Genomic DNA, 20,406 nt, shown 5'->3' with positions numbered 1-20,406 from the left:
CAGTTCTATTTTTTTATGTTTATAAATACTTTAGGCATGCAATACAACATAACCTGCAAAAAACCCGTAACACCACCCGAAGCGGCAGTTCATAATCCAAAAAGTCTTTGAAACAAAGAATAACGTATTGAATTTCTTTGAAGCTAAGACTATAATGAACATATATTCTTATTTTATAAGAATAAGTCTTGAAAGTTAGGAAAAAGTGCAATTATGATCACATATATTTGCCACAATAAAAATGACAAAACAGGTGAGAATCTGCCATGTACAAATAATCGATGTGAGACAAGTATATGTCCTAGTTGTGGCGGACGGGCAGATGCCATTTCAGAGATTTTCTGGTGTCCAGAATGTCAGGTGCCAATTTATGAGAAGACTTGTCCGGTTTGTGGACAGGAAGGAAAAAAGCTGACCAGTGATGTAAGACCGGTGTTTCCAGAAGAACGTCTGCTGTTAGAAATCATTTTGGAAAAGCCGTTTGCATTTGAAAAAGATTCTGTCTGGAACGGCAACGGAAATAATTATTTTGTAAATGGAAAAAAAATTAAATTTTCTGTCAAAGACCTGAAAAATAAGGATACAGATGCGATTCGGAAGCAATACGAAGAATTAAAAGCGCAGAATACTTATCAGTACTTTGAAGAACAGATGGAACGTTTTATTTTGTGCAATAAAGAACGATATAACCGGATTGTGGAAGAGGCGAAGGGATATATCAGAAGCGTGACAGAGAATTTTAATATTACAGATATGTTTGTTTCCTTCAGTGGGGGAAAGGATTCGACTGTCACAGCAGATCTGGTGACACGTGCTTTAAGCAATCCGCAGATCATGCATATTTTTGGAGATACGACGCTGGAATTTCCGTATACCTATGAATATGTTCAGAGATTCAAGATGAATCATCCGAAGACACCTCTTATTTCTGCAAGAAATAAAGAAAAAGATTTTGAAGAATTATGTAAATTGGTTGGACCGCCAAGCCGTGTGATGCGGTGGTGCTGTACCATTTTTAAAACGGGAACGATTCAAAAAAGAATCAAATCTTTATATAGGGATAAAAATCAGATTTTAACTTTTTATGGAATCCGGCGCAGTGAATCGTTGAGCCGGAGCAAATACGAGCGGGAGTCTGACAGCCCTAAAATCACGAAACAGCGCATTGTTTCCCCGATCATTGACTGGATGGATTTTGATATCTGGCTGTACATCCTGACATCCGGGATTGATTTTAATGACGCATACCGTCTGGGTTATGCAAGGGTTGGATGCTGGTGCTGCCCGAACAACAGCGGCTGGTCGGAATTTTTGTCAAAAATCCATATGCATGAGCAGTCAGAGCGGTTTCGTACACTGCTGATCGATTTTGCCAGAAGTATCGGAAAAGAAGATGCAGAAGTATATGTGGATGACGGATTCTGGAAGGCAAGGCAGGGCGGTAACGGGGTAGCGTATGCACAGAAATCGGTGATCTCTTTTAAACCATGTGCCACAGAAGAGAATGCCTTCAATTACGAACTTCAGAAACCTGTCACAGAAGAATTATACGAACTTTTCCGTCCATTTGGATATCTGAATTTTGACATGGGCAATGCAAGACTTGGAGAAGTTTTTATTTTGAATAGAGCCGGAAAGATTCTGTTGAAATTGCAGGGAAGAGTTGGAAGCAGGAATCTGAAAGTGACGATCCTGGATCATAAGATCGCCGGTGCATCCGACATGAAAACGGCGGAGGAACGTGTCAAATGTCAGCTTACAAAGTATCAGATGTGCATGGGATGCCTGGCATGCGAAAGTGTATGCCGTTTCAATGCACTTTCTGTGAAAGAAGAGAAAGATGGAAAAATCGACTACCGCATTTCAGATGAAAAATGCATGCGCTGTGGAGAGTGTGTGAACCACTTTATCGCAGGCTGTTATATGCGGAAAGTATTATCAATAAAAAGAGAGTAGGAAGGTGACGATCCTTGACAGAGAAAAATAAATACCGTTTTAAGGGGCATGAAAGCTTTATTCTCCGTGAGGGATGGCTGAACAAAGGATTATTTGAAATAGAGAAAAATGCAAAAGTTTTTTCTGAAAATTATGGAGCGGATGAACTGGGAGTTGGACCTAATATGGCAAAATCGATCCGCTACTGGCTTAAGACGATGAACCTGACGGAGGATAAGCCGAAGGAGGGAACAAAGCTCACAGAGCTTGGAAGAATCATTTTGACAGGAGATCCTTATCTTGAGGATATTTTTACGATATGGCTTTTACACTGTCAGATCGTAAAAAATTATGCACTGGCAACTGCGTGGGGACTGTTTTTTGATTCTTTTTCTTATGAGGAGTTTTCACGAAAACAGATGAACGATGAGATGACAGAACTTGCAGCGGATTATACAGATGGAGAAAAGTTTTCAGAAAAATCCGTGGAAGACGATTGTGATGCCATTCTCCGAATGTATGTAAAGAGAAAAGAGAAGCAGATGAATCCGGAGGAAAAGAACAAGAGCCCCTTCTGGAAATTAAATCTGCTCAAAGTTTCAGGTGACCTGTTTGAAAAATGCCAGCCGGATCTGAATAAAGTACCTGAGGATATTATTTATTATCTGCTGAACGATCTTTTACAGGAGCATGATTCGGTCCAGATCGACGAACTTCTGACCATGAAGGGCGGACCGGGAAAGATCATGAACTTAAAGAGAACCATGCTCATCGAATTGTTGGAGCGTCTGGAAAATCAGGACAAAATCATTATCAACCACACCGCAGGACTGAATATGGTGTATTTAAATGAGAAAACAGATGGCAATTCTGTTGTAAGAAACTACTACGAAAAACATGGAGTACATTATGAACCGTTTGATGAAACTGATACAAATTAATCATTCCTTTCAGAAGTCTGTAAATTTACAGCTTGATCTGGATAATTATGAACGCATTGGAAGTTATATTCCAACGCGTTCTTCTATTGCAATTTTAAAACGTTATTGGAATATCGTATCAGGAAAATCAGGGGAGAGTGCCTCTGTTTTAATAGGACCTTATGGAAAAGGAAAATCACATCTGTTATTGGTGCTTTTAGCATTACTTCACGGAAGTATGAATCAAAATCAGGTGATTTTAGAAAAAATAGAAAAAATTGATCCACAGTTAACAGATGAAATCAGACAGTGGATCAAACAGGAAAATAAATATCTGCCGGTATTAGTGAATTCTGTTCCGGGCACAGATTTAAATCAGAGTTTTATTTATGCACTTCAGGAAGCATTAAACCGCGAAGAATTACGGGATCTCGCACCTGCGGATTATTATTCAGAGGCAGTTAAGGTTATTGAAAAATGGAAGAAAGAATATCCGGAAACATATGTGGCGTTTGAAAAGATGGCAGAGCAGGCAGGATATGTGATGGATGATTTCTGTATGCAGCTTGAAAAGCAGGAACAGGGAAGTCTGGACTTTTTTACGGAAACCTATCCAAAACTGACGGCAGGAAGTCAATTCCAGCCGATGATGCAACTGGATACTGTCCGCATTTATCAGCAGATCAACAGAATTTTGGTGGAAGAAAAAGGTTATGCCGGCATGTTCCTGGTTTTTGATGAATTCAGTAAATATTTAGAGGGACATGGGGCAGAGCATTTTTCAAATGATATGAAAACGTTACAGGATATGTGCGAACTGGTGAATGCTTCGAAAGGTCAGATGATTTTTACACTGGTTGCACATAAAAGTATTCATGATTATAGAAAAACGATTGATAAATCGGTCAAAAATTCTTTCCGCGGTGTGGAGGGAAGAATTAAGGAAATTGATTTTATTGTATCAGCACAAAATAATTATGAATTGATCGCAGATACCATTGAGAAAAAAGAACCGGACTTTTCAGAAGCATACAAAGAGTGGAAAAATCAGTCCGTTTATGGAGATATTGTGGAGAAAACATATTATCTGCCATGTTTCCAAAAGCTGTTTGAACAGAGCGAATATCAGGAAATCCTTGGAAAAGGATGTTATCCGTTATTGCCGTTGACGGCTTATGCACTGCTTTGCATTTCGGAAAAAGTGGCGCAGAACGAGCGGACAATTTTTACATTTCTGGCGGAAGAGGAACAGGGCAGTTTAAGTTGGCTCTTGCAAAAAGGAAAAGAGGACTTTATCGGGATCAATAAAATTTATGATTATTTTAAAAATCTGTTTCGGGACAATACGGATCTTCCGCAGATCCATAATGAATGGATGAAAGCAGAATATGCGATTTCACAAGTGTCAGAGGATCTGGAAATCCGGATACTAAAGACGATTGCGATTATCCGGATGATCCATAAAGAGGAAGAACTGCCTGCAAAAGAGGAGATATTCAGACTTTCACTGGGATGTGAAGAAAAAGAATTTCAACATGCAATGCAGCAGTTAGTGGAGAAAGATCTGATTATATATAGAAAAAGCCTTGGGGTGTATGCGTTCCGTTCTAACGTTGGGGTTGACATAGAAAAAGCAATCGAAAGCCGCATGGGAGAACTGGAAAGCAGATTTGATCTGTGCAGAAGCCTTATGGATAGCGCAGAGATGGACTACGAACTGCCGAAGCGGTATAACCAGAAATTTGCAATCACCAGATATTTTCAGTATGAGATCATGCTGCTTTCGGATTTCCTAAAACTGGAAAACAGTGCATATTTATTTGAAGAAAAATTTGCAGATGGAAAAATCTTACTCCTCATTTATGAAGATGAGACAGATGTGATTGAGGTACAAAAACATCTGCAGAAATTAGCGGATGACAGACTGATCGCACTGGTATCAGACCATAAACTGTCAGTCAGAAATCTTGCTTTAAAATATGAGGCAGTCAGAAGCCTGAAAAAAGATGAAAAATTTATTGAAGATAATGTGGTACTGCTTCAGGAATTAAATTTATATGAGGATGATATTGTTTTTGAGATAAATACAGTGTTAGAACAGGATTTTTCACCGGAAAGCCGGAACACAGCTGTATTTGGAGGAAATGGAGAAACAGTGGTCTGCACAAATCCAGCGGACTGGAACGATTATTTAAGCAGTGTATGTGAAAAATATTATGGGCATTCTCCTAAGGTAAATCATGAGCTTTTGAATATCGAGTGTGTTGGTGCCCAATATAAAAAGGCAAGAAATCAGGTGATTAAAAATCTTTTGAATGAAAATGACTGCGCAGGATATAGGAAAGGTACCAGTCCGGAAGCGATGGTATATCGTGCAGCATTTGTCCACACAAAAAATGATGAAGGATGCAATCGTGTCTGCAATGAGATCGAGAGATTTTTTGAACAATGTGCAGGAGAAAAACATTCTTTTGAAACATTATATAAATGTCTGCAGGGAAAAGATTATGGTGCAAGAAAAGGGATCATACCTTTATTTCTGGCAAAAAAGCTGGCGGATACAGAAGGAACGGCCGTTATATATCTGAAAAATAAAGAATTAGAAGTTTCTTTTGATACGTTAAATAACGTGAATGAGTTCCCGGATAAATATGAATTGTACATTGAACCGGAGACAGCTGCAAAAGACTGGTATTTAAGAGAATTAGAGCAGATTTTCTGCGAGAGGGGAGACTTTACACTCTCAAAACAAAGCCGGATCAATGGAATCGCGGCATGTATGCAGAAATGGTATCGTTCATTGCCGCAATATACGGTAGTTACAGATCATTATTCAAGTGAGAACATTTTAATTGTAAAAGTACTCAGAAGTTTATTAAAGCGTGCAGAGATAAATCCGAGGGAATTGATTTTTGACAGAATTCCAGATGGGATGGAAACAGATGATTATGAACAGGCAATTGTGGGGGTAAAAAATGCTGTCTCGGAGATGAATGGAAAGCTGGATGAACTTTTAACACAGATCAATATCCAGATAAAAAAAGAATTTCATGTGGAAAAAGATACGAATCTGAAGGCATGCCTCATCGAATGGTACGAGAGACAGAGTCAGGCTTCAAAACAGTATATATTAAGTACTGGAATCAGTAAATTCATGTCTTATTTAGATCAATTAGCGACAAATGATGAAGAAGAAATTGTGCGGAAACTGAGCCGGATCGTTACAGATATGTATGTGGAAGACTGGAACGATACTTCTATTGTGCAATTTCAGGAAGAACTGCATCAGATACGTATTGAAATTGAGAATATCCAGGATGCCTCTGCTGCCACTGACAGTAAGAGCAGGTTTATTCTGCAGGATGCAGAGGGAAATGAGGTTATGAAGTATTTTGATGCAGAAATTACAGATTCTACCAGCATTTATCTGCAAAATATGATCGAGGAAGCACTGGATGATTTTGGTGATACGCTGGAGATGAACCAGAAAGTAGCAGTTCTGGTTCAGGCGATCAGGAAGTTATTGTAGAAGGTGGGCAGAAAGAGACCGGATCATTACGAAAAAGATGTGGAGTACAGATATGGAAAAAGTATATTACTTTGATAATGCGGCAACGACATTTCCAAAACATGAAAATGTATATAAGGCAATGGATGAGGCAAACCGGGATTACGCTGTCAATGCCGGAAGGGGCGCCTATGCGCTTGCTAGGAAAGCTTCTGAAGTTATTAGTGAAACAAGACAGCAGATCATGGAATTGACGGAGACAGAGAATGTAGCAGAGGTTGTATTTACAGCCTCTGCTACGCTTGCATGTAACGAGATTTTTGGTGGAATAGACTGGAAAAAAAAACGGACTGTGTATGTTTCGCCATTTGAACATAACGCAACTATGCGGAGTTTATTTTTATACCAGAAGAGGTATGGTTTTTTGATCACAGAACTTGCTCTCGATGAAAAAGGAATGGAACTGGATCAGGAGAAAATCAGATTTCAGTTCATGAGAGAAAAACCGGATCTGGTAGTGATGTCTCATGTGAGTAATGTTACAGGTTATATTCTTCCGGTGGAAGAAATAGCAGCGTCAGCCAAAGAATATGAAGCAATTGTAGTTGTGGATGGTGCACAGGCATTAGGATTGGTTCCTATTTCGCTTAAAAATAGTCCGATTGATTTTTATGTGTTTGCAGGGCATAAAACTTTGTATGGTCCATTTGGAATCGGAGGTTTTATCTATCATTCCAAATATAGATTAAAACATATGATTGCCGGGGGAACCGGAAGTGATTCACTGAATCTGGAAATGCCGGAGGAAGGAACGGTTGGCTATGAACCCGGAAGTCCGAATATTGTGGCAATTGCAGGATTGCATGCATCCCTGGAAGAGAGAATGACATATTTGAAAGAAAATGCAGATTACTTTTTGGACAGAGAAAAAGAAATGACGGAGTATCTGATACGACAGTTGAAGAAGATTTTCGGAGTGACTCTGTATTTACCAGAACATCTGGAAAATCACGCCGGAATCGTGTCTTTCAATGTGGAAGGCTATCAGGCAGGGGAAGTGGGAATGATCCTGGATCAGGACTATCATGTGGCAGTCCGGACTGGTTACCAGTGTGCACCGCTCATTCATAAATATCTTGGAAGTGTGAGTTATCTTGGAGTGGTGAGAGCGAGTGTGGGACGGTTTACGACGAAAGAAGAGATTGATGTGCTTGTGGATGCAGTCAGGGAAATTGCGGAAGGATAAGGAGAGGGAAAGTTATGAAAAATGATACAAAAACAAATTTGAAAGAAATGATTGAATTAATACAAAAACAGGAGTTGTTATTACCGGATTTTCAGAGAGGTTTTGTATGGGATATAGAAATGCAGCAAAGACTGGTTGCATCTGTATTAACTAAAATGCCAATAGGAAGCATTCTTGTTTTGGAAGCAGATACAGAGGATTTTGGATGTAGGATTTTAGGCAGAAAAGATGAAGTGGATACATCTGGTGGAAACAGAAATGTAAATGTGCTATTAGATGGACAACAGAGAATGACAGCATTAGCGAATGTATTTTCGAACCAGCTCTTCTATGATTATTCCGGTAGTGGAAAGCTAATGACCGATTATAGGAGACTAATTTCGGTTGATCTGCAAAATCGTTTCTTTCTGCGGATACCATCGGTAGAGAACCTGGATGAAAAAGAAGACTGGTTTCATTTGAAAGAATTACAGTTTGCGATGACCAGTCCGGAAAGTGATGTTCCAGAGTTTTTGACAGGGGATATCAGAGAAGATATTGTATATTTTTCTTATGATGAAAAAACACAGGAAGTCTATGCGCCACATGCTGAAAAACCACAGAATATAGGAAATTTTTGTTTAAAAGAAGATTATTATTATATTCCTTTGTTTTTATTGATTAATAACAGAAAAGGGGATTCAAGTAATGAAACCCGTTTGAAAAATATTTTAAAGGACATCGTAACAAGAGTGGTGCGTTACCGTATAGAGAAAGAATTTGATATTTTAACAACGGAAAGTCAGAAGCAGGAATTTGTAAATAAATATATTGAAGATGACTATAAGGGAGAAATTATCAAGGCAGAGAAAGTGGATCGAAGTGAACTTGAAGAAAGCTGGATCAGTATGGGAGAAACCCATTGGGCTGATAAGATGAAGCAATATCTGACATGTTGTATATCGAATTTGGATCTTCACCAAATTGTAGTGTCAAAATCAGATAGAAACAGAGCTATTGATATTTATGAAAACTTAAATATAGGTGGCATATCGTTAAGCACATTTGAATTAGTTTTAGCTAAAGCTGCAAAAAAGAAGCTTGCAAGTAATAAGAATCTTTTTGATTTAATCGTTGATGATATACAGCGGACGAAAAAATACGATGAAAAAATTGTCCCAGACAGGATGAAGAAATATTACAAATGTTTTATAGATACAATTGGAATGTACTCGGCATCGGATAGACTCGGATGTTTTGATGAAAAAAAGAATCAATTGAATAAAAAATATACAGATATTTTTTTGAATGTATTGTCTCTGATTTGTTATGTTCCTGATTATCAGAAAAATAGAGTGGAGTTATCTTATATTAAGAGAGACAAAATATTGTCGTTAACATCGGATGAAATCTGTAACAATTATGGGAAAGCATGTAAAGGAATAGATAGAGCATGTTTCTTTTTGCAAGTGAGATGTGGAATTAGAAAAATACAGGAAATAAACTATAATCTCATGCTTGTTTTATTAGGATACATATTATCAAATGACAGTTTCTATGAGAACGAAAATATAATAAATATATTAGAAGCGTGGTATTGGTGTTCCATATTTTCAGGAAGATACGATAAAGACCAAAGCGAAAATATTATCGAAGACATCAATCATGTCTTAAGTATAATTAAGAATCCGGAAGATAAGAACTGGATTCAGGATATGAAAAAAAATGTGTTTCATATGCAGGGCTTTTCTGATAAAGAGACATTGCTAATGAAAACAAGTGTAATTCCAAAAGCAGTTGTAAGAAAGACATTATGTCAGTTTTATCTGGCAGAAACATACACGGATTTAATGACGGATGCAGAGATACAGGTGTTTTCAGATGTGTGTGACAAATTAGAGGAGCATCATATTGTTCCTGTAGGTACATTAGACAGTACATATAAGGGAATGGAAAAGAAACGCAGGGATGATAAAAAGAATGTCTTTAATTCTCCATTAAATTTTATTTATATTACAAAAGATTCAAATCAAAAAATTTCAAATCATCAAGTAGAGTATTACGTTAAGTATTGTAATGATAATTCAGTTTATGATTTGCACATCGACATTAATGGAAAAAAGGAAATTAATGAACCCAATTTAGCTGAGATACTTGAAAAAAGATTTGGAAGCGTAAAAGCGGATGTGGAAAAACGTGTGAATATGTATTTATAGGAGACAGTCAAGATGAAAGAAATAGATGAAAGATTATTGAATACATTAACCTTCGAAGTCCTTAGCGCAGAACGCAGAAACCTCAGAAGCAAAGCATTGACAGACCAGAAAATGTCGGAGGAGATACAAAAAATAATTATTGATAACTTAAGAACAAGGTAGAGACAAAGGAGAGAGCAGCATGAAGTTTAAAAGCATCACAATGGAAAATTTTATGCGTTACAAAGGGGTAAACACGATTGAATTCAGCTGTGATCCGGGCAAAAACGTGACAGTAGTATTGGGGGATAATACTGTTGGAAAAACAACGATTGCACAGGCTTTCCGCTTCGGGTTATACGGAGCTGTAAATATGGAGAAATGGAAAAATGCAGATGACTACCAGCTTTTAAATAATGATGTTCTGGCGTTCATGGATGCAGACAGTAAGGCAGCGGTATCCGTTACGATTGTGGCTGCCGATGAGGAAAAGCAGTATACGATCTGCCGGAAAACAATTTACAGCAGAAATTATCCACAGATGACATGCAGGGAATTTCAGAAAAAAGTATCCATGAAGATAGCAGATCTTCAAGCACCGGATGTGGTGACAGAAGTAGATGAGAGGCAGGTGGAATATGTTATAAATGAACTATTTCCAAGAAATTTATCTCATTACTTTCTGTTTGATGGTGAGCGTTGGAGTGATGTCACGGTCAACGGTGTCAGAGAAAATATCAAAGAATCCGTACATAGTCTCACTGGATTATCCTCCTATCAGGCAGCACTTTTACATCTGAAAGATATGGGATCTAACTCTGTCACCCGAAAATTCAAAAGTAAAATCACCGGTGATGGAATGATGTATGATTCGTTGGAAAATGACCGGATGCGGATAGAGCACATGATTGAAAAAGAACAGGAGCATGTTAAGAATATTGATATTAATATAAAAAATTATCAAAAGAAATGTGATGAGATCGAACAATATCTGGAAGAAAATAAGAGTACAGAAATGCTGCAGGGCAAGTTAAAAAATCTGCAGATTGTGAGGGAAGAACAAAGGAAAAGGGCAAATAATCATTATAAAACTTTAGTGTCACAGATCAGTGACAAAGCCTATATGATGTTCTCACAGCCGCTCATTGAAGCGTGTGTGAAAATGGTGAAAGCTGTTGCCGGGGAGAGACGGGATATTCCGCATATGCGGCAGGGAACGATCGATTACATTATTAAGACAGGCAGATGTATCTGTGGCACGCCACTTACGGAAGGCTCCCATGAGCTGGAATGTCTTTTAGAACAGAGAAATTATCTTCCGCCTGCCGATATCGGATCGCTGTTAGGAGAATTTGAGAGAACCGGAAATCGCTGGAAAAACCGTACCGATGGAAGTTATGAAGAATTAATTGAAATGGCGCAGAATGTGGATGACAGTGTCCACGATTACGAAGAAACCTGTAATCAGCTTGAAATTTTGAACCGGCGGATGGATGCGTCATTTGATTTCGCAGAAAAAAGAAGATTGTTAAGACATTACCGCTCCGAAATGGAAAAAACGAGTGTGGAAAAAGGGGAGTGTACAGGAAAAATTTCGAACTACAAAAAAGAGATTGAAAATATTGAAAACAACATGCGCAGGAGGGAAGCTGCAAACGAAGAGAACCGCAAGTGGAGGGCACGTCTGGAAGTTGCAGAAGCGCTTTATGCCAAGATGAAAAAAGAATTTGAACAGAAAGAGCGGAAAACATTTCTGGAACTCAATAAAAATGTGCAGCTTAATTTTGAAAAGATGTTCAATGCGAAAGATAAAAAGATCCAGCTGACCGAACAGTATGAAATACAAATGCTTTATCAGACGGAGCGTGGCTACCGGGAAGAAAAAAATCTTTCCGAGGGAGAGAAGATCGCCCGTAATTTTGCATTTATTGTGACTGTTATGGAGTACAGCAGACAGAAAAAGGCGGAAAAGCTTGGAGTCAGTGAACTTGAAGGAGATACGCTGCCTATCGTGTTGGATGGTCCTTTTTCAAAACTGGGAGATGAAAATATCAAACTGATCGCAGGTGTATTACCGGAAGTCTCGGAGCAGGTGATCCTTTTTATGCTGAAAAAAGACTGGAAATATACAGGTTTAGATTCTTATGTAGGTGCGGCTTACTGTATTGATAAAAAAGCTGAGGAAGCTTTCGCATTGATCAGAAAAATGGAGGAACTTTAAATGGCTGATTTTGAGTTTTTTAAGAAAGAGTTTGAATTTAAAGGAAAGCATGCAAAGATGGCACAGGAATTGTGGGTGAGAGATGACACAGAACGTACTTATTTTAAGCGACTGATCGATCTGTATGTGGCGGCAGCTATTGTTGGGTTTCGTGTAGACAGAAAGGCAGAGGAAGATTATTCGCCATTTGAGACAAGCAGTATTTTCCCGGAACAGATGTTGAAAGAAAAGGAAAATCTGGATTTTATATTACAGATGATGATCATGCTGAATTACAGAGGAACACTGACAGATGAAGAGTGTGTGAAAAAAGCTTTTCAGGGGGCACAGACGAAGGAAGAATTTGAGCAGTATAAAAAGATGTTCAATGATTATGTCCGCGGCGGGGTGGAAGAGCTATACGAACAGCTTATCATACGAAAGGCAGATCCGGATGACAAGTTTCGTGATAACAGAACAGCAAATCTGATGGCACTGATGGAAAGATATGGTGCAGGGAAAATGAACGTTATTCCGGAAAATGAAGATGAAACCGTGAGAATTCAGATTTAAAATGAAAAATATTGTCAAAAAACAGAAAAAAGTATTTACAAATGTCGGAAAAAGGATTAGTATAAAAGGGAATTACAACATACCAAATAATAACCGGTTACTACAATAAGGTAGTAAACCTAAAAGCTCTAATCCCATTCTTCGGAATGGGATTATCTTTTACCCGTATTTATTCAAGCGTATGAAATAAATGGCATTGTCCCGAAAGAGGTTCAATGTAGAACGGAAGTGCAAAAACATTTTTACATGTAACGTTATGTCTGTAGTTGATGAATGCAGAACATGGAAAGGAAGGGTTACTTATTATGGAGGAAAATTTTCAGTACAGAATCGGATTAGACATCGGAATCACATCGGTGGGATGGGCAGTTTTACAGAATAACAGTCAGGATGAACCGGTACGGATCACAGATCTCGGGGTAAGAATTTTTGATGTGGCAGAGAATCCGAAAAATGGTGATGCGTTAGCAGCTCCCAGACGGGATGCAAGGACAACCCGCAGAAGATTGAGACGGAGAAGACACAGATTAGAGCGGATTAAGTTTTTATTACAGGAAAATGGATTGATCGAGATGGATTCCTTTATGGAGCGTTATTATAAAGGAAATCTTCCGGATGTCTATCAGTTGCGATATGAGGGATTAGATCGTAAGTTGAAAGACGAAGAACTGGCACAGGTGCTGATCCATATTGCAAAGCACCGCGGTTTCCGCTCGACCAGAAAGGCTGAGACGAAGGAAAAAGAGGGCGGAGCAGTATTAAAGGCAACGACAGAGAATCAGAAGATTATGCAGGAAAAAGGCTATCGCACGGTTGGGGAGATGCTGTATCTGGATGAAGCTTTTCATACGGAGTGCCTCTGGAATGAAAAAGGATATGTGCTGACACCAAGGAATCGTCCGGATGATTACAAGCACACCATTTTGCGGTCAATGCTGGTAGAGGAAGTGCATGCTATTTTTGCTGCACAGCGGGCTCACGGAAATCAGAAAGCAACCGAAGGATTAGAAGAAGCTTATGTGGAGATTATGACGAGCCAGCGTTCCTTTGATATGGGACCGGGACTACAGCCTGACGGAAAGCCAAGCCCATATGCAATGGAAGGATTTGGCGACCGTGTTGGAAAATGTACGTTTGAAAAAGACGAATATCGGGCACCGAAGGCGACTTATACAGCGGAATTGTTTGTCGCTTTGCAGAAAATAAATCATACGAAGCTGATCGATGAGTTTGGAACTGGCAGATTTTTTTCAGAAGAGGAAAGAAAGACTATAATTGGTCTTTTGCTTTCAAGCAAAGAGTTGAAATATGGAACGATAAGAAAAAAATTAAACATAGATCCATCTTTAAAATTCAACAGCTTAAATTACAGTGCAAAGAAAGAGGGAGAGACGGAAGAAGAGAGAGTCCTTGATACCGAGAAAGCAAAATTTGCAAGTATGTTTTGGACTTATGAGTATTCTAAATGCCTGAAAGACAGGACTGAGGAAATGCCTGTTGGAGAGAAGGCAGACTTATTTGACCGGATCGGTGAGATACTGACTGCTTATAAGAATGATGACAGCAGAAGCAGCCGCCTGAAAGAATTGGGCTTATCAGGAGAAGAAATCGATGGATTGCTGGATCTTTCCCCTGCAAAGTATCAGAGAGTATCGCTCAAGGCAATGAGAAAGATGCAGCCATATTTAGAAGATGGTTTGATTTATGATAAAGCCTGTGAAGCAGCAGGTTATGATTTCCGTGCGTTGAATGATGGCAACAAAAAGCACTTATTAAAAGGGGAAGAAATCAATGCTATCGTAAATGACATCACAAACCCGGTTGTAAAACGTTCTGTATCGCAGACGATCAAAGTCATCAATGCGATCATCCAGAAATATGGAAGTCCGCAGGCGGTCAACATTGAGCTGGCAAGAGAGATGTCAAAGAACTTTCAGGATCGCACGAATCTGGAAAAAGAGATGAAAAAGCGGCAGCAGGAGAATGAGCGTGCAAAGCAGCAGATCATCGAATTAGGAAAACAGAACCCGACCGGACAGGATATTTTAAAATATCGTTTGTGGAATGATCAGGGAGGTTACTGTCTGTATTCCGGCAAGAAAATCCCATTGGAGGAATTATTTGATGGAGGGTATGATATTGACCATATTCTTCCGTACAGTATCACATTTGACGACAGTTACCGGAATAAGGTGCTTGTGACTGCACAGGAAAACCGGCAGAAAGGAAATCGTACCCCATATGAATACTTCGGAGCGGATGAAAAACGCTGGGAAGATTACGAAGCGAGCGTCCGGTTACTTGTCCGGGATTATAAGAAACAGCAGAAATTACTGAAGAAGAATTTTACAGAGGAAGAACGCAAAGAGTTTAAGGAGAGAAACTTAAACGATACCAAGTATATTACAAGAGTAGTTTATAATATGATCCGCCAGAATCTGGAATTGGAACCATTCAATCATCCGGAAAAGAAAAAGCAGGTGTGGGCAGTCAATGGAGCAGTGACATCTTACCTCAGAAAACGCTGGGGACTGATGCAGAAAGACCGTTCGACTGACAGACATCATGCAATGGATGCGGTTGTGATCGCATGCTGCACAGATGGGATGATTCATAAAATCTCAAGATATATGCAGGGCAGGGAACTTGCCTATAGCAGAAATTTCAAATTTCCAGATGAGGAAACAGGAGAAATCCTGAATCGGGACAATTTTACAAGAGAGCAGTGGGATGAAAAGTTTGGCGTGAAAGTACCACTTCCATGGAATTCTTTCCGGGATGAATTAGATATTCGGTTGCTGAATGAAGATCCAAAAAATTTCCTGCTGACACATGCGGATGTTCAGAGAGAGCTTGATTATCCGGGCTGGATGTACGGAGAAGAGGAAAGCCCAATCGAAGAAGGCAGGTATATCAATTATATACGACCACTTTTTGTATCCAGAATGCCAAACCATAAGGTGACAGGTTCGGCACATGATGCAACCATAAGAAGTGCGAGAGATTATGAAACGCGTGGTGTGGTGATAACAAAAGTTCCGTTGACGGATCTGAAACTGAATAAAGACAATGAGATTGAAGGATATTATGATAAAGACAGCGACAGGCTTCTTTATCAGGCATTGGTAAGGCAACTGTTATTGCATGGAAATGATGGAAAGAAAGCATTCGCGGAAGATTTTCATAAGCCGAAAGCTGACGGTACAGAAGGTCCGGTTGTACGCAAGGTGAAGATTGAGAAGAAACAGACTTCCGGTGTTATGGTTCGTGGTGGGACAGGAATTGCTGCGAATGGTGAGATGGTGCGGATTGATGTGTTCCGGGAAAATGGAAAATACTATTTCGTGCCTGTGTATACAGCGGATGTGGTACGGAAGGTGCTGCCGAACAGGGCGGCAACACACACAAAACCATATTCAGAGTGGAGAGTCATGGATGATGCCAATTTTGTTTTTAGTCTGTATTCCAGGGATTTAATCCATGTGAAGAGCAAAAAGGATATAAAAACAAATCTGGTAAATGGTGGATTATTGCTGCAGAAAGAAATATTTGCGTATTACACCGGGGCAGATATTGCAACGGCAAGTATTGCCGGTTTTGCGAATGACAGTAATTTTAAATTTAGAGGACTTGGAATTCAGAGTCTGGAAATTTTTGAAAAATGCCAGGTAGACATCCTCGGAAATATTTCCGTTGTCCGCCACGAGAACCGCCAGGAATTTCATTAGAAAAATTGAGGGAAACATATGGGATTTCGAAATATTATGATCAGCAGTAATATGAAACTCCGCATTCAGGATCAGCAGTTAGTTGTGACTGCCGGGGATGAGGTGCATATTCCACTGGAAGATATTAACTGTATTTTAATTGAAAATCAGTCGGTCACATTATCTGCCTATCTGTTACAGAAAGTTGCGGATAGCGGTATTGCGCTTTATGTCTGTGATGAAAAACATTTGCCAAATGCAGTGTTATTGCCAATGGTGCGACACAGCCGTCATTTTAAAATTTTAAAATATCAGATGGAGACGGGAAAGCCATTGCAAAAGCGTTTGTGGCAGCAGGTTGTGATCCAGAAGATACGAAATCAGGCACTGTGCCTGCAATTACTGGAGCTGGATGGACATGAGGAACTTCTCAGAATGTGTAAGGAAGTACAGTCCGGCGACAGGACACATGTGGAAGCCAAAGCGGCAGCATACTATTTCCGATGTATGTACGGACTTGGGTTTTCGAGAGGAAATGATCATATTATTAACTCGGCATTGAATTATGGATATGCAATCATCCGTGGAATGATCGCACGTTCCATCATATGTTACGGGTTAGAACCATCGATTGGTATCTTTCATCACAGCGAGCTGAATAATTATAATCTGGCAGATGACATGATTGAGCCATTCCGGCCATTGGTGGATCTATATGTTTCCAGTCATTTTGATATTTCAGAAATAGACAGTACATTGACACCGGAAATGAAAAAGGGATTGTTTGGAATTATAAATTTTGATATGTCAGTGAAAGGAGATATGCGTATTGTAAGTAACTGTATTGATATGTTGATTGCAAGTTACAGCAGTGCATTACAGGGAAACCGGACAGAGCTTGATCTGCCGGAACTGATACAGCTACAGGTACACAGTTATGAATAAATTTATGAGAATTGTTGTCTTTTTTGATCTTCCGGTCGTCACTGCAAAAGAGAAAAAAGCAGCCGCAAAATTCCGGAAATTTTTGATAAAAGATGGGTACAATATGATGCAGTGGTCCGTGTATTCAAGAATTTGTAATGGAACAGATTCTGTTGCAATGCACAGACAGAGGCTGAAACAGAATCTCCCGGAAAATGGCTCTGTCCGGGCACTTACGCTGACAGAAAAGCAGTTTGAATCCATTGATGTTTTATTGGGAGAAAAAACATTTGCGGATTCACCGGAATCTACGGAACTGATCAATATTTTTTAACTAACACACAGGCTTGCCATCTATCGGTAGCTCCTTTACTATTTTGATAGAAACGAGACATATGCATATAATTATAAAAAGCGAAAAAGGATAGCAAGTAATTGAGATGGAAGAACAGACGATGAGTGCAAGAGAGAAAAATAATGTTAAGAATTATGTGAAAGTGAGGTGAGGTGTGTGCTAATGAATACATCTGAGTATCTTTCTATTATTGAAAATATTAAGAGTGAAATCAAGGCTGCGCAATACCGTGCAGCAGTTCATGCGAACGTAGACATGCTGCTCCTTTATCATGATATAGGCTGTGTAATCAATGAGCATAAATCATGGGGCAACAAGTTTATTGACAATCTTGCCACTGATATTAGGATCGCATTCCCGGAGAGTAAAGGATATTCTGTTCGTAATCTAAAATACATGGCAAAATTTGCCGAGACATATCCAGATCGGAAATTTGTGCAGACGGTGTCTGCACAAATTCCGTGGTCTCATAATATTGCAATTTTGGAAAAAGTCAAAGACCCGCAACAGCGTATATGGTACATTGAAAAAACGGCTGAAAACGGATGGTCACACAATGTTTTGATTCATCAAATCGAAAGTAGTTTGTATGAACGTCAGGTTCTGGCGGATAAGGTTACAAATTTTGAACACCGTCTACCGTCTCCACAAAGTGAGTTGGCAGTACAGACTATGAAAGACCCATATGTATTTGATTTCATTCCTTTTCGGGAAAATATGCTTGAACGGGACATTGAGCAGGCACTGGTTCGGGATGTCACAAAGCTTCTTTTAGAGCTTGGAACGGGATTTGCATTTTTGGGAAATCAGTATCCCCTGAATGTAGGTGGTGATGATTTTTACATTGATTTACTGTTCTATAATCTGAATCTTCGTTGCTATGTGGTTATAGAACTGAAAACGGGTGACTTCAAGCCGGAATATGCCGGTCAGCTAAATTTTTATCTGTCGGCCGTAGATGGTATTTTGAAGAAAGAACAGGACAATCCGTCGATTGGTTTGCTTCTGTGTAAAAGCAAAAACAATGTGGTCGCAGAATATTCGCTCAAGGATATTTCAAAGCCGATTGGTGTAAGCGAATACAAAATAACTAGCAGTTTGCCGGATGATCTGGAAAAGCAGCTGCCGTCTGTTGAAGATATTCAGAAACGGATTAAATAAGAAAATTGTAACAAAATTTCTGTTTGACTTTTTTCAAATCAATCAATATAATAATTCCTGAACGAGTAGCAGACTAGCGTAAATCCAGTTATGTTACTCGTTTTTTTATTTTAAAGTTAATAGAAAGACATGAAAAAAGTGTGTAGCCTATCAGCGTAAGTCCAGCTTATTGTGATAGAAACACACTTTTTTTGTGCCACAAAACAAGGAGGTCAAATCCTCTGCTCCTGCAAGGGCAGTCGCATTTGCTTCGCAAACAAGGAGGATAAATCCTCTCCTCACTCAATGGAGTTCGGATTTTTCCTTCGGAAAAACAAGGAGGATTGTATGTCAGAAAGTAACAAAATGAAGGAGATGCCGGTCAATAGGCTTATGGTGCAGATGGGAATACCGATGATCTTATCGATGGCATTGCAGGCGGTCTACAACATTGTGGACAGTGCCTTTGTTGGAAACATGAAGGTAGGAAGTGAAGCGGCGCTTAACGCACTGACACTGGTGTTCCCGGTACAGATGCTTATGGTGGCAGTAGGAATTGGAACAGGTGTCGGAACCAATGCGCTTCTCGCAAGGACACTCGGACAGGGAAATGCCAAAAAAGCTGCAAAAGTGGCGGGCAACAGTTTATTTCTCGGAGTAATTATTTATGTGGTATGTTTCTTATTTGGAATTTTTGGAGTAAGAGCATACATTTCATCACAGACCATTGATCCGGGAGTGATTTCAATGGGAATGAGTTATTTAAGAATATGCTGTGTGGTTTCATTTGGAATCATTTTCTTCTCATTATTTGAAAAATTATTACAGGCGACCGGACGTTCCCTTTATTCTACGATCGGTCAGGTGGTAGGTGCGGTCGTAAATATAATTCTAGATCCGATCATGATTTACGGTATCGGACCAGTTCCTGAAATGGGCGTGGAGGGCGCAGCCTATGCTACTGTAATTGGTCAGGTCGCATCGGCAGCATTATTATTTATTTTTCATATGAAATTAAATAAAGAGTTTGAGCATGGTGTGGAATACATGAAGCCTGATACCGGAATTATAAAAGAAATCTATGCGATCGGACTTCCAGCGATCATTGCACAGGCATTGATGTCTATCATGGTTTATGTGATGAATCTGATCTTAAAATTCAGTCCGTCAGCACAGACCGCATATGGATTGTTCTATAAAGTGCAGCAGTTTGTATTGTTCCTCGCATTTGGACTTAGGGATGCAATCACACCGATTATTGCGTTTGCCTACGGAATGCACAGCAAAAAGAGGATTCAGGACGGAATCAGGTATGGACTGATTTATACGATCGTACTTATGGTCGTTGGTGTGGCGATCACAGAAATTTTCCCAGGTGCTTTTGCGACGTTATTTAATGCGGGGCAATCCAGAGAGTATTTCATCGGAGCGATGAGAATCATCTCCATCAGCTTTATTTTTGCGGGAATCAATGTGGCATATCAGGGAATTTATCAGGCACTGGACGGTGGTATGGAATCACTTGTGATCTCGCTGCTCAGACAGCTTATAATTATATTACCGCTGGCCGGCATTTTCTCTGTTTTTGTCAGAAACGGTCAGATGGGAGTTTCGTTGATCTGGTGGGCATTTCCGATCACCGAGCTTACCGCATGTCTGGTGGGATATGTATTGTTGAAGAGGATCAGAAAAAACAAGGTAGAAAGTTTAAGTTAAGGAGGAGT

Annotated in this window: 13 protein-coding genes; all 13 read left to right on the top strand. The window is 39.5% G+C overall.

Annotation, left to right across the window (positions count from 1 at the left end; translation table 11 throughout):
- Positions 1 to 213: 213 nt before the first annotated feature.
- The 13 genes from ROSEINA2194_RS15040 to ROSEINA2194_RS14985 all read left to right on the top strand — a co-directional run bounded on the left by ROSEINA2194_RS15040 (position 214) and on the right by ROSEINA2194_RS14985 (position 20,398).
- The gene (locus ROSEINA2194_RS15040) at positions 214 to 1,956 is read left to right on the top strand and encodes a phosphoadenosine phosphosulfate reductase domain-containing protein (protein WP_007889339.1); all 1,743 of its coding nucleotides are present in this window, start codon (positions 214 to 216) and stop codon (positions 1,954 to 1,956) included.
- Positions 1,957 to 1,970: 14 nt separating this feature from the next.
- Complete coding sequence (locus ROSEINA2194_RS15035) at positions 1,971 to 2,876, top strand: DUF4007 family protein (protein WP_007889337.1); 906 nt, start codon at positions 1,971 to 1,973, stop codon at positions 2,874 to 2,876.
- A complete protein-coding gene (locus tag ROSEINA2194_RS15030) occupies positions 2,845 to 6,384 on the top strand; it encodes a DUF6079 family protein (protein WP_172727138.1) in 3,540 nt (1,179 codons plus the stop codon). Before ROSEINA2194_RS15035 ends, ROSEINA2194_RS15030 begins: the two co-directional genes overlap by 32 nt.
- 52 nt (positions 6,385 to 6,436) lie before the next feature.
- A complete protein-coding gene (locus ROSEINA2194_RS15025) occupies positions 6,437 to 7,609 on the top strand; it encodes an aminotransferase class V-fold PLP-dependent enzyme (RefSeq protein ID WP_044928373.1) in 1,173 nt (390 codons plus the stop codon).
- Positions 7,610 to 7,623: 14 nt separating this feature from the next.
- Positions 7,624 to 9,804 carry a DUF262 domain-containing protein gene (locus tag ROSEINA2194_RS15020; RefSeq protein ID WP_007889327.1) on the top strand — a complete coding sequence of 727 codons (2,181 nt, stop codon included), beginning with the start codon at positions 7,624 to 7,626 and terminating at the stop codon, positions 9,802 to 9,804.
- Between the two features lie 12 nt (positions 9,805 to 9,816).
- Positions 9,817 to 9,966 (top strand): hypothetical protein, encoded by a 150-nt coding sequence (locus ROSEINA2194_RS21310; RefSeq protein WP_007889325.1) that lies wholly within the window; start codon positions 9,817 to 9,819, stop codon positions 9,964 to 9,966.
- A 19-nt stretch (positions 9,967 to 9,985) separates the two neighbouring features.
- Positions 9,986 to 12,004: an AAA family ATPase gene (locus ROSEINA2194_RS15015; RefSeq protein ID WP_007889322.1), complete on the top strand. Its 2,019-nt coding sequence runs from the start codon at positions 9,986 to 9,988 to the stop codon at positions 12,002 to 12,004.
- Positions 12,005 to 12,556, top strand: a complete 552-nt coding sequence (locus tag ROSEINA2194_RS15010; protein WP_007889317.1) for a hypothetical protein — start codon at positions 12,005 to 12,007, stop codon at positions 12,554 to 12,556.
- A 305-nt stretch (positions 12,557 to 12,861) separates the two neighbouring features.
- Positions 12,862 to 16,284: a type II CRISPR RNA-guided endonuclease Cas9 gene (cas9, locus tag ROSEINA2194_RS15005; protein WP_172727137.1), complete on the top strand. Its 3,423-nt coding sequence runs from the start codon at positions 12,862 to 12,864 to the stop codon at positions 16,282 to 16,284.
- A gap of 18 nt (positions 16,285 to 16,302) precedes the next feature.
- Positions 16,303 to 17,208, top strand: a complete 906-nt coding sequence (cas1, locus tag ROSEINA2194_RS15000) for a type II CRISPR-associated endonuclease Cas1 (protein ID WP_007889304.1) — start codon at positions 16,303 to 16,305, stop codon at positions 17,206 to 17,208.
- On the top strand, positions 17,201 to 17,521 hold the full coding sequence (gene cas2, locus ROSEINA2194_RS14995) for a CRISPR-associated endonuclease Cas2 (RefSeq protein WP_007889302.1): 321 nt from the start codon (positions 17,201 to 17,203) through the stop codon (positions 17,519 to 17,521). The genes cas1 and cas2 overlap by 8 nt, the downstream gene beginning before the upstream one ends.
- A gap of 183 nt (positions 17,522 to 17,704) precedes the next feature.
- Complete coding sequence (locus ROSEINA2194_RS14990) at positions 17,705 to 18,703, top strand: PDDEXK nuclease domain-containing protein (RefSeq protein WP_007889298.1); 999 nt, start codon at positions 17,705 to 17,707, stop codon at positions 18,701 to 18,703.
- 327 nt (positions 18,704 to 19,030) lie between these two features.
- Positions 19,031 to 20,398 carry an MATE family efflux transporter gene (locus tag ROSEINA2194_RS14985; RefSeq protein WP_044928388.1) on the top strand — a complete coding sequence of 456 codons (1,368 nt, stop codon included), beginning with the start codon at positions 19,031 to 19,033 and terminating at the stop codon, positions 20,396 to 20,398.
- The last annotated feature ends 8 nt before the right edge of the window (positions 20,399 to 20,406 follow it).

The organism is Roseburia inulinivorans DSM 16841, assembly GCF_000174195.1.
Classification (GTDB): Bacteria; Bacillota; Clostridia; order Lachnospirales; family Lachnospiraceae; genus Roseburia; species Roseburia inulinivorans.
This window is presented reverse-complemented; position numbering and strand designations above follow the sequence as displayed.

Coding starts and splice junctions, on each gene's coding strand:
- ROSEINA2194_RS15010 (WP_007889317.1), top strand. CDS start 12,005: ATGGCTGATTTTGAGTTTTTTAAGAAAGAGTTTGAATTTAAAGGAAAG.
- ROSEINA2194_RS15040 (WP_007889339.1), top strand. CDS start 214: ATGATCACATATATTTGCCACAATAAAAATGACAAAACAGGTGAGAAT.
- ROSEINA2194_RS21310 (WP_007889325.1), top strand. CDS start 9,817: ATGAAAGAAATAGATGAAAGATTATTGAATACATTAACCTTCGAAGTC.
- cas1 (WP_007889304.1), top strand. CDS start 16,303: ATGGGATTTCGAAATATTATGATCAGCAGTAATATGAAACTCCGCATT.
- ROSEINA2194_RS15025 (WP_044928373.1), top strand. CDS start 6,437: ATGGAAAAAGTATATTACTTTGATAATGCGGCAACGACATTTCCAAAA.
- ROSEINA2194_RS14990 (WP_007889298.1), top strand. CDS start 17,705: ATGAATACATCTGAGTATCTTTCTATTATTGAAAATATTAAGAGTGAA.
- cas2 (WP_007889302.1), top strand. CDS start 17,201: ATGAATAAATTTATGAGAATTGTTGTCTTTTTTGATCTTCCGGTCGTC.
- ROSEINA2194_RS14985 (WP_044928388.1), top strand. CDS start 19,031: ATGTCAGAAAGTAACAAAATGAAGGAGATGCCGGTCAATAGGCTTATG.
- ROSEINA2194_RS15020 (WP_007889327.1), top strand. CDS start 7,624: ATGAAAAATGATACAAAAACAAATTTGAAAGAAATGATTGAATTAATA.
- cas9 (WP_172727137.1), top strand. CDS start 12,862: ATGGAGGAAAATTTTCAGTACAGAATCGGATTAGACATCGGAATCACA.
- ROSEINA2194_RS15015 (WP_007889322.1), top strand. CDS start 9,986: ATGAAGTTTAAAAGCATCACAATGGAAAATTTTATGCGTTACAAAGGG.
- ROSEINA2194_RS15030 (WP_172727138.1), top strand. CDS start 2,845: ATGAACCGTTTGATGAAACTGATACAAATTAATCATTCCTTTCAGAAG.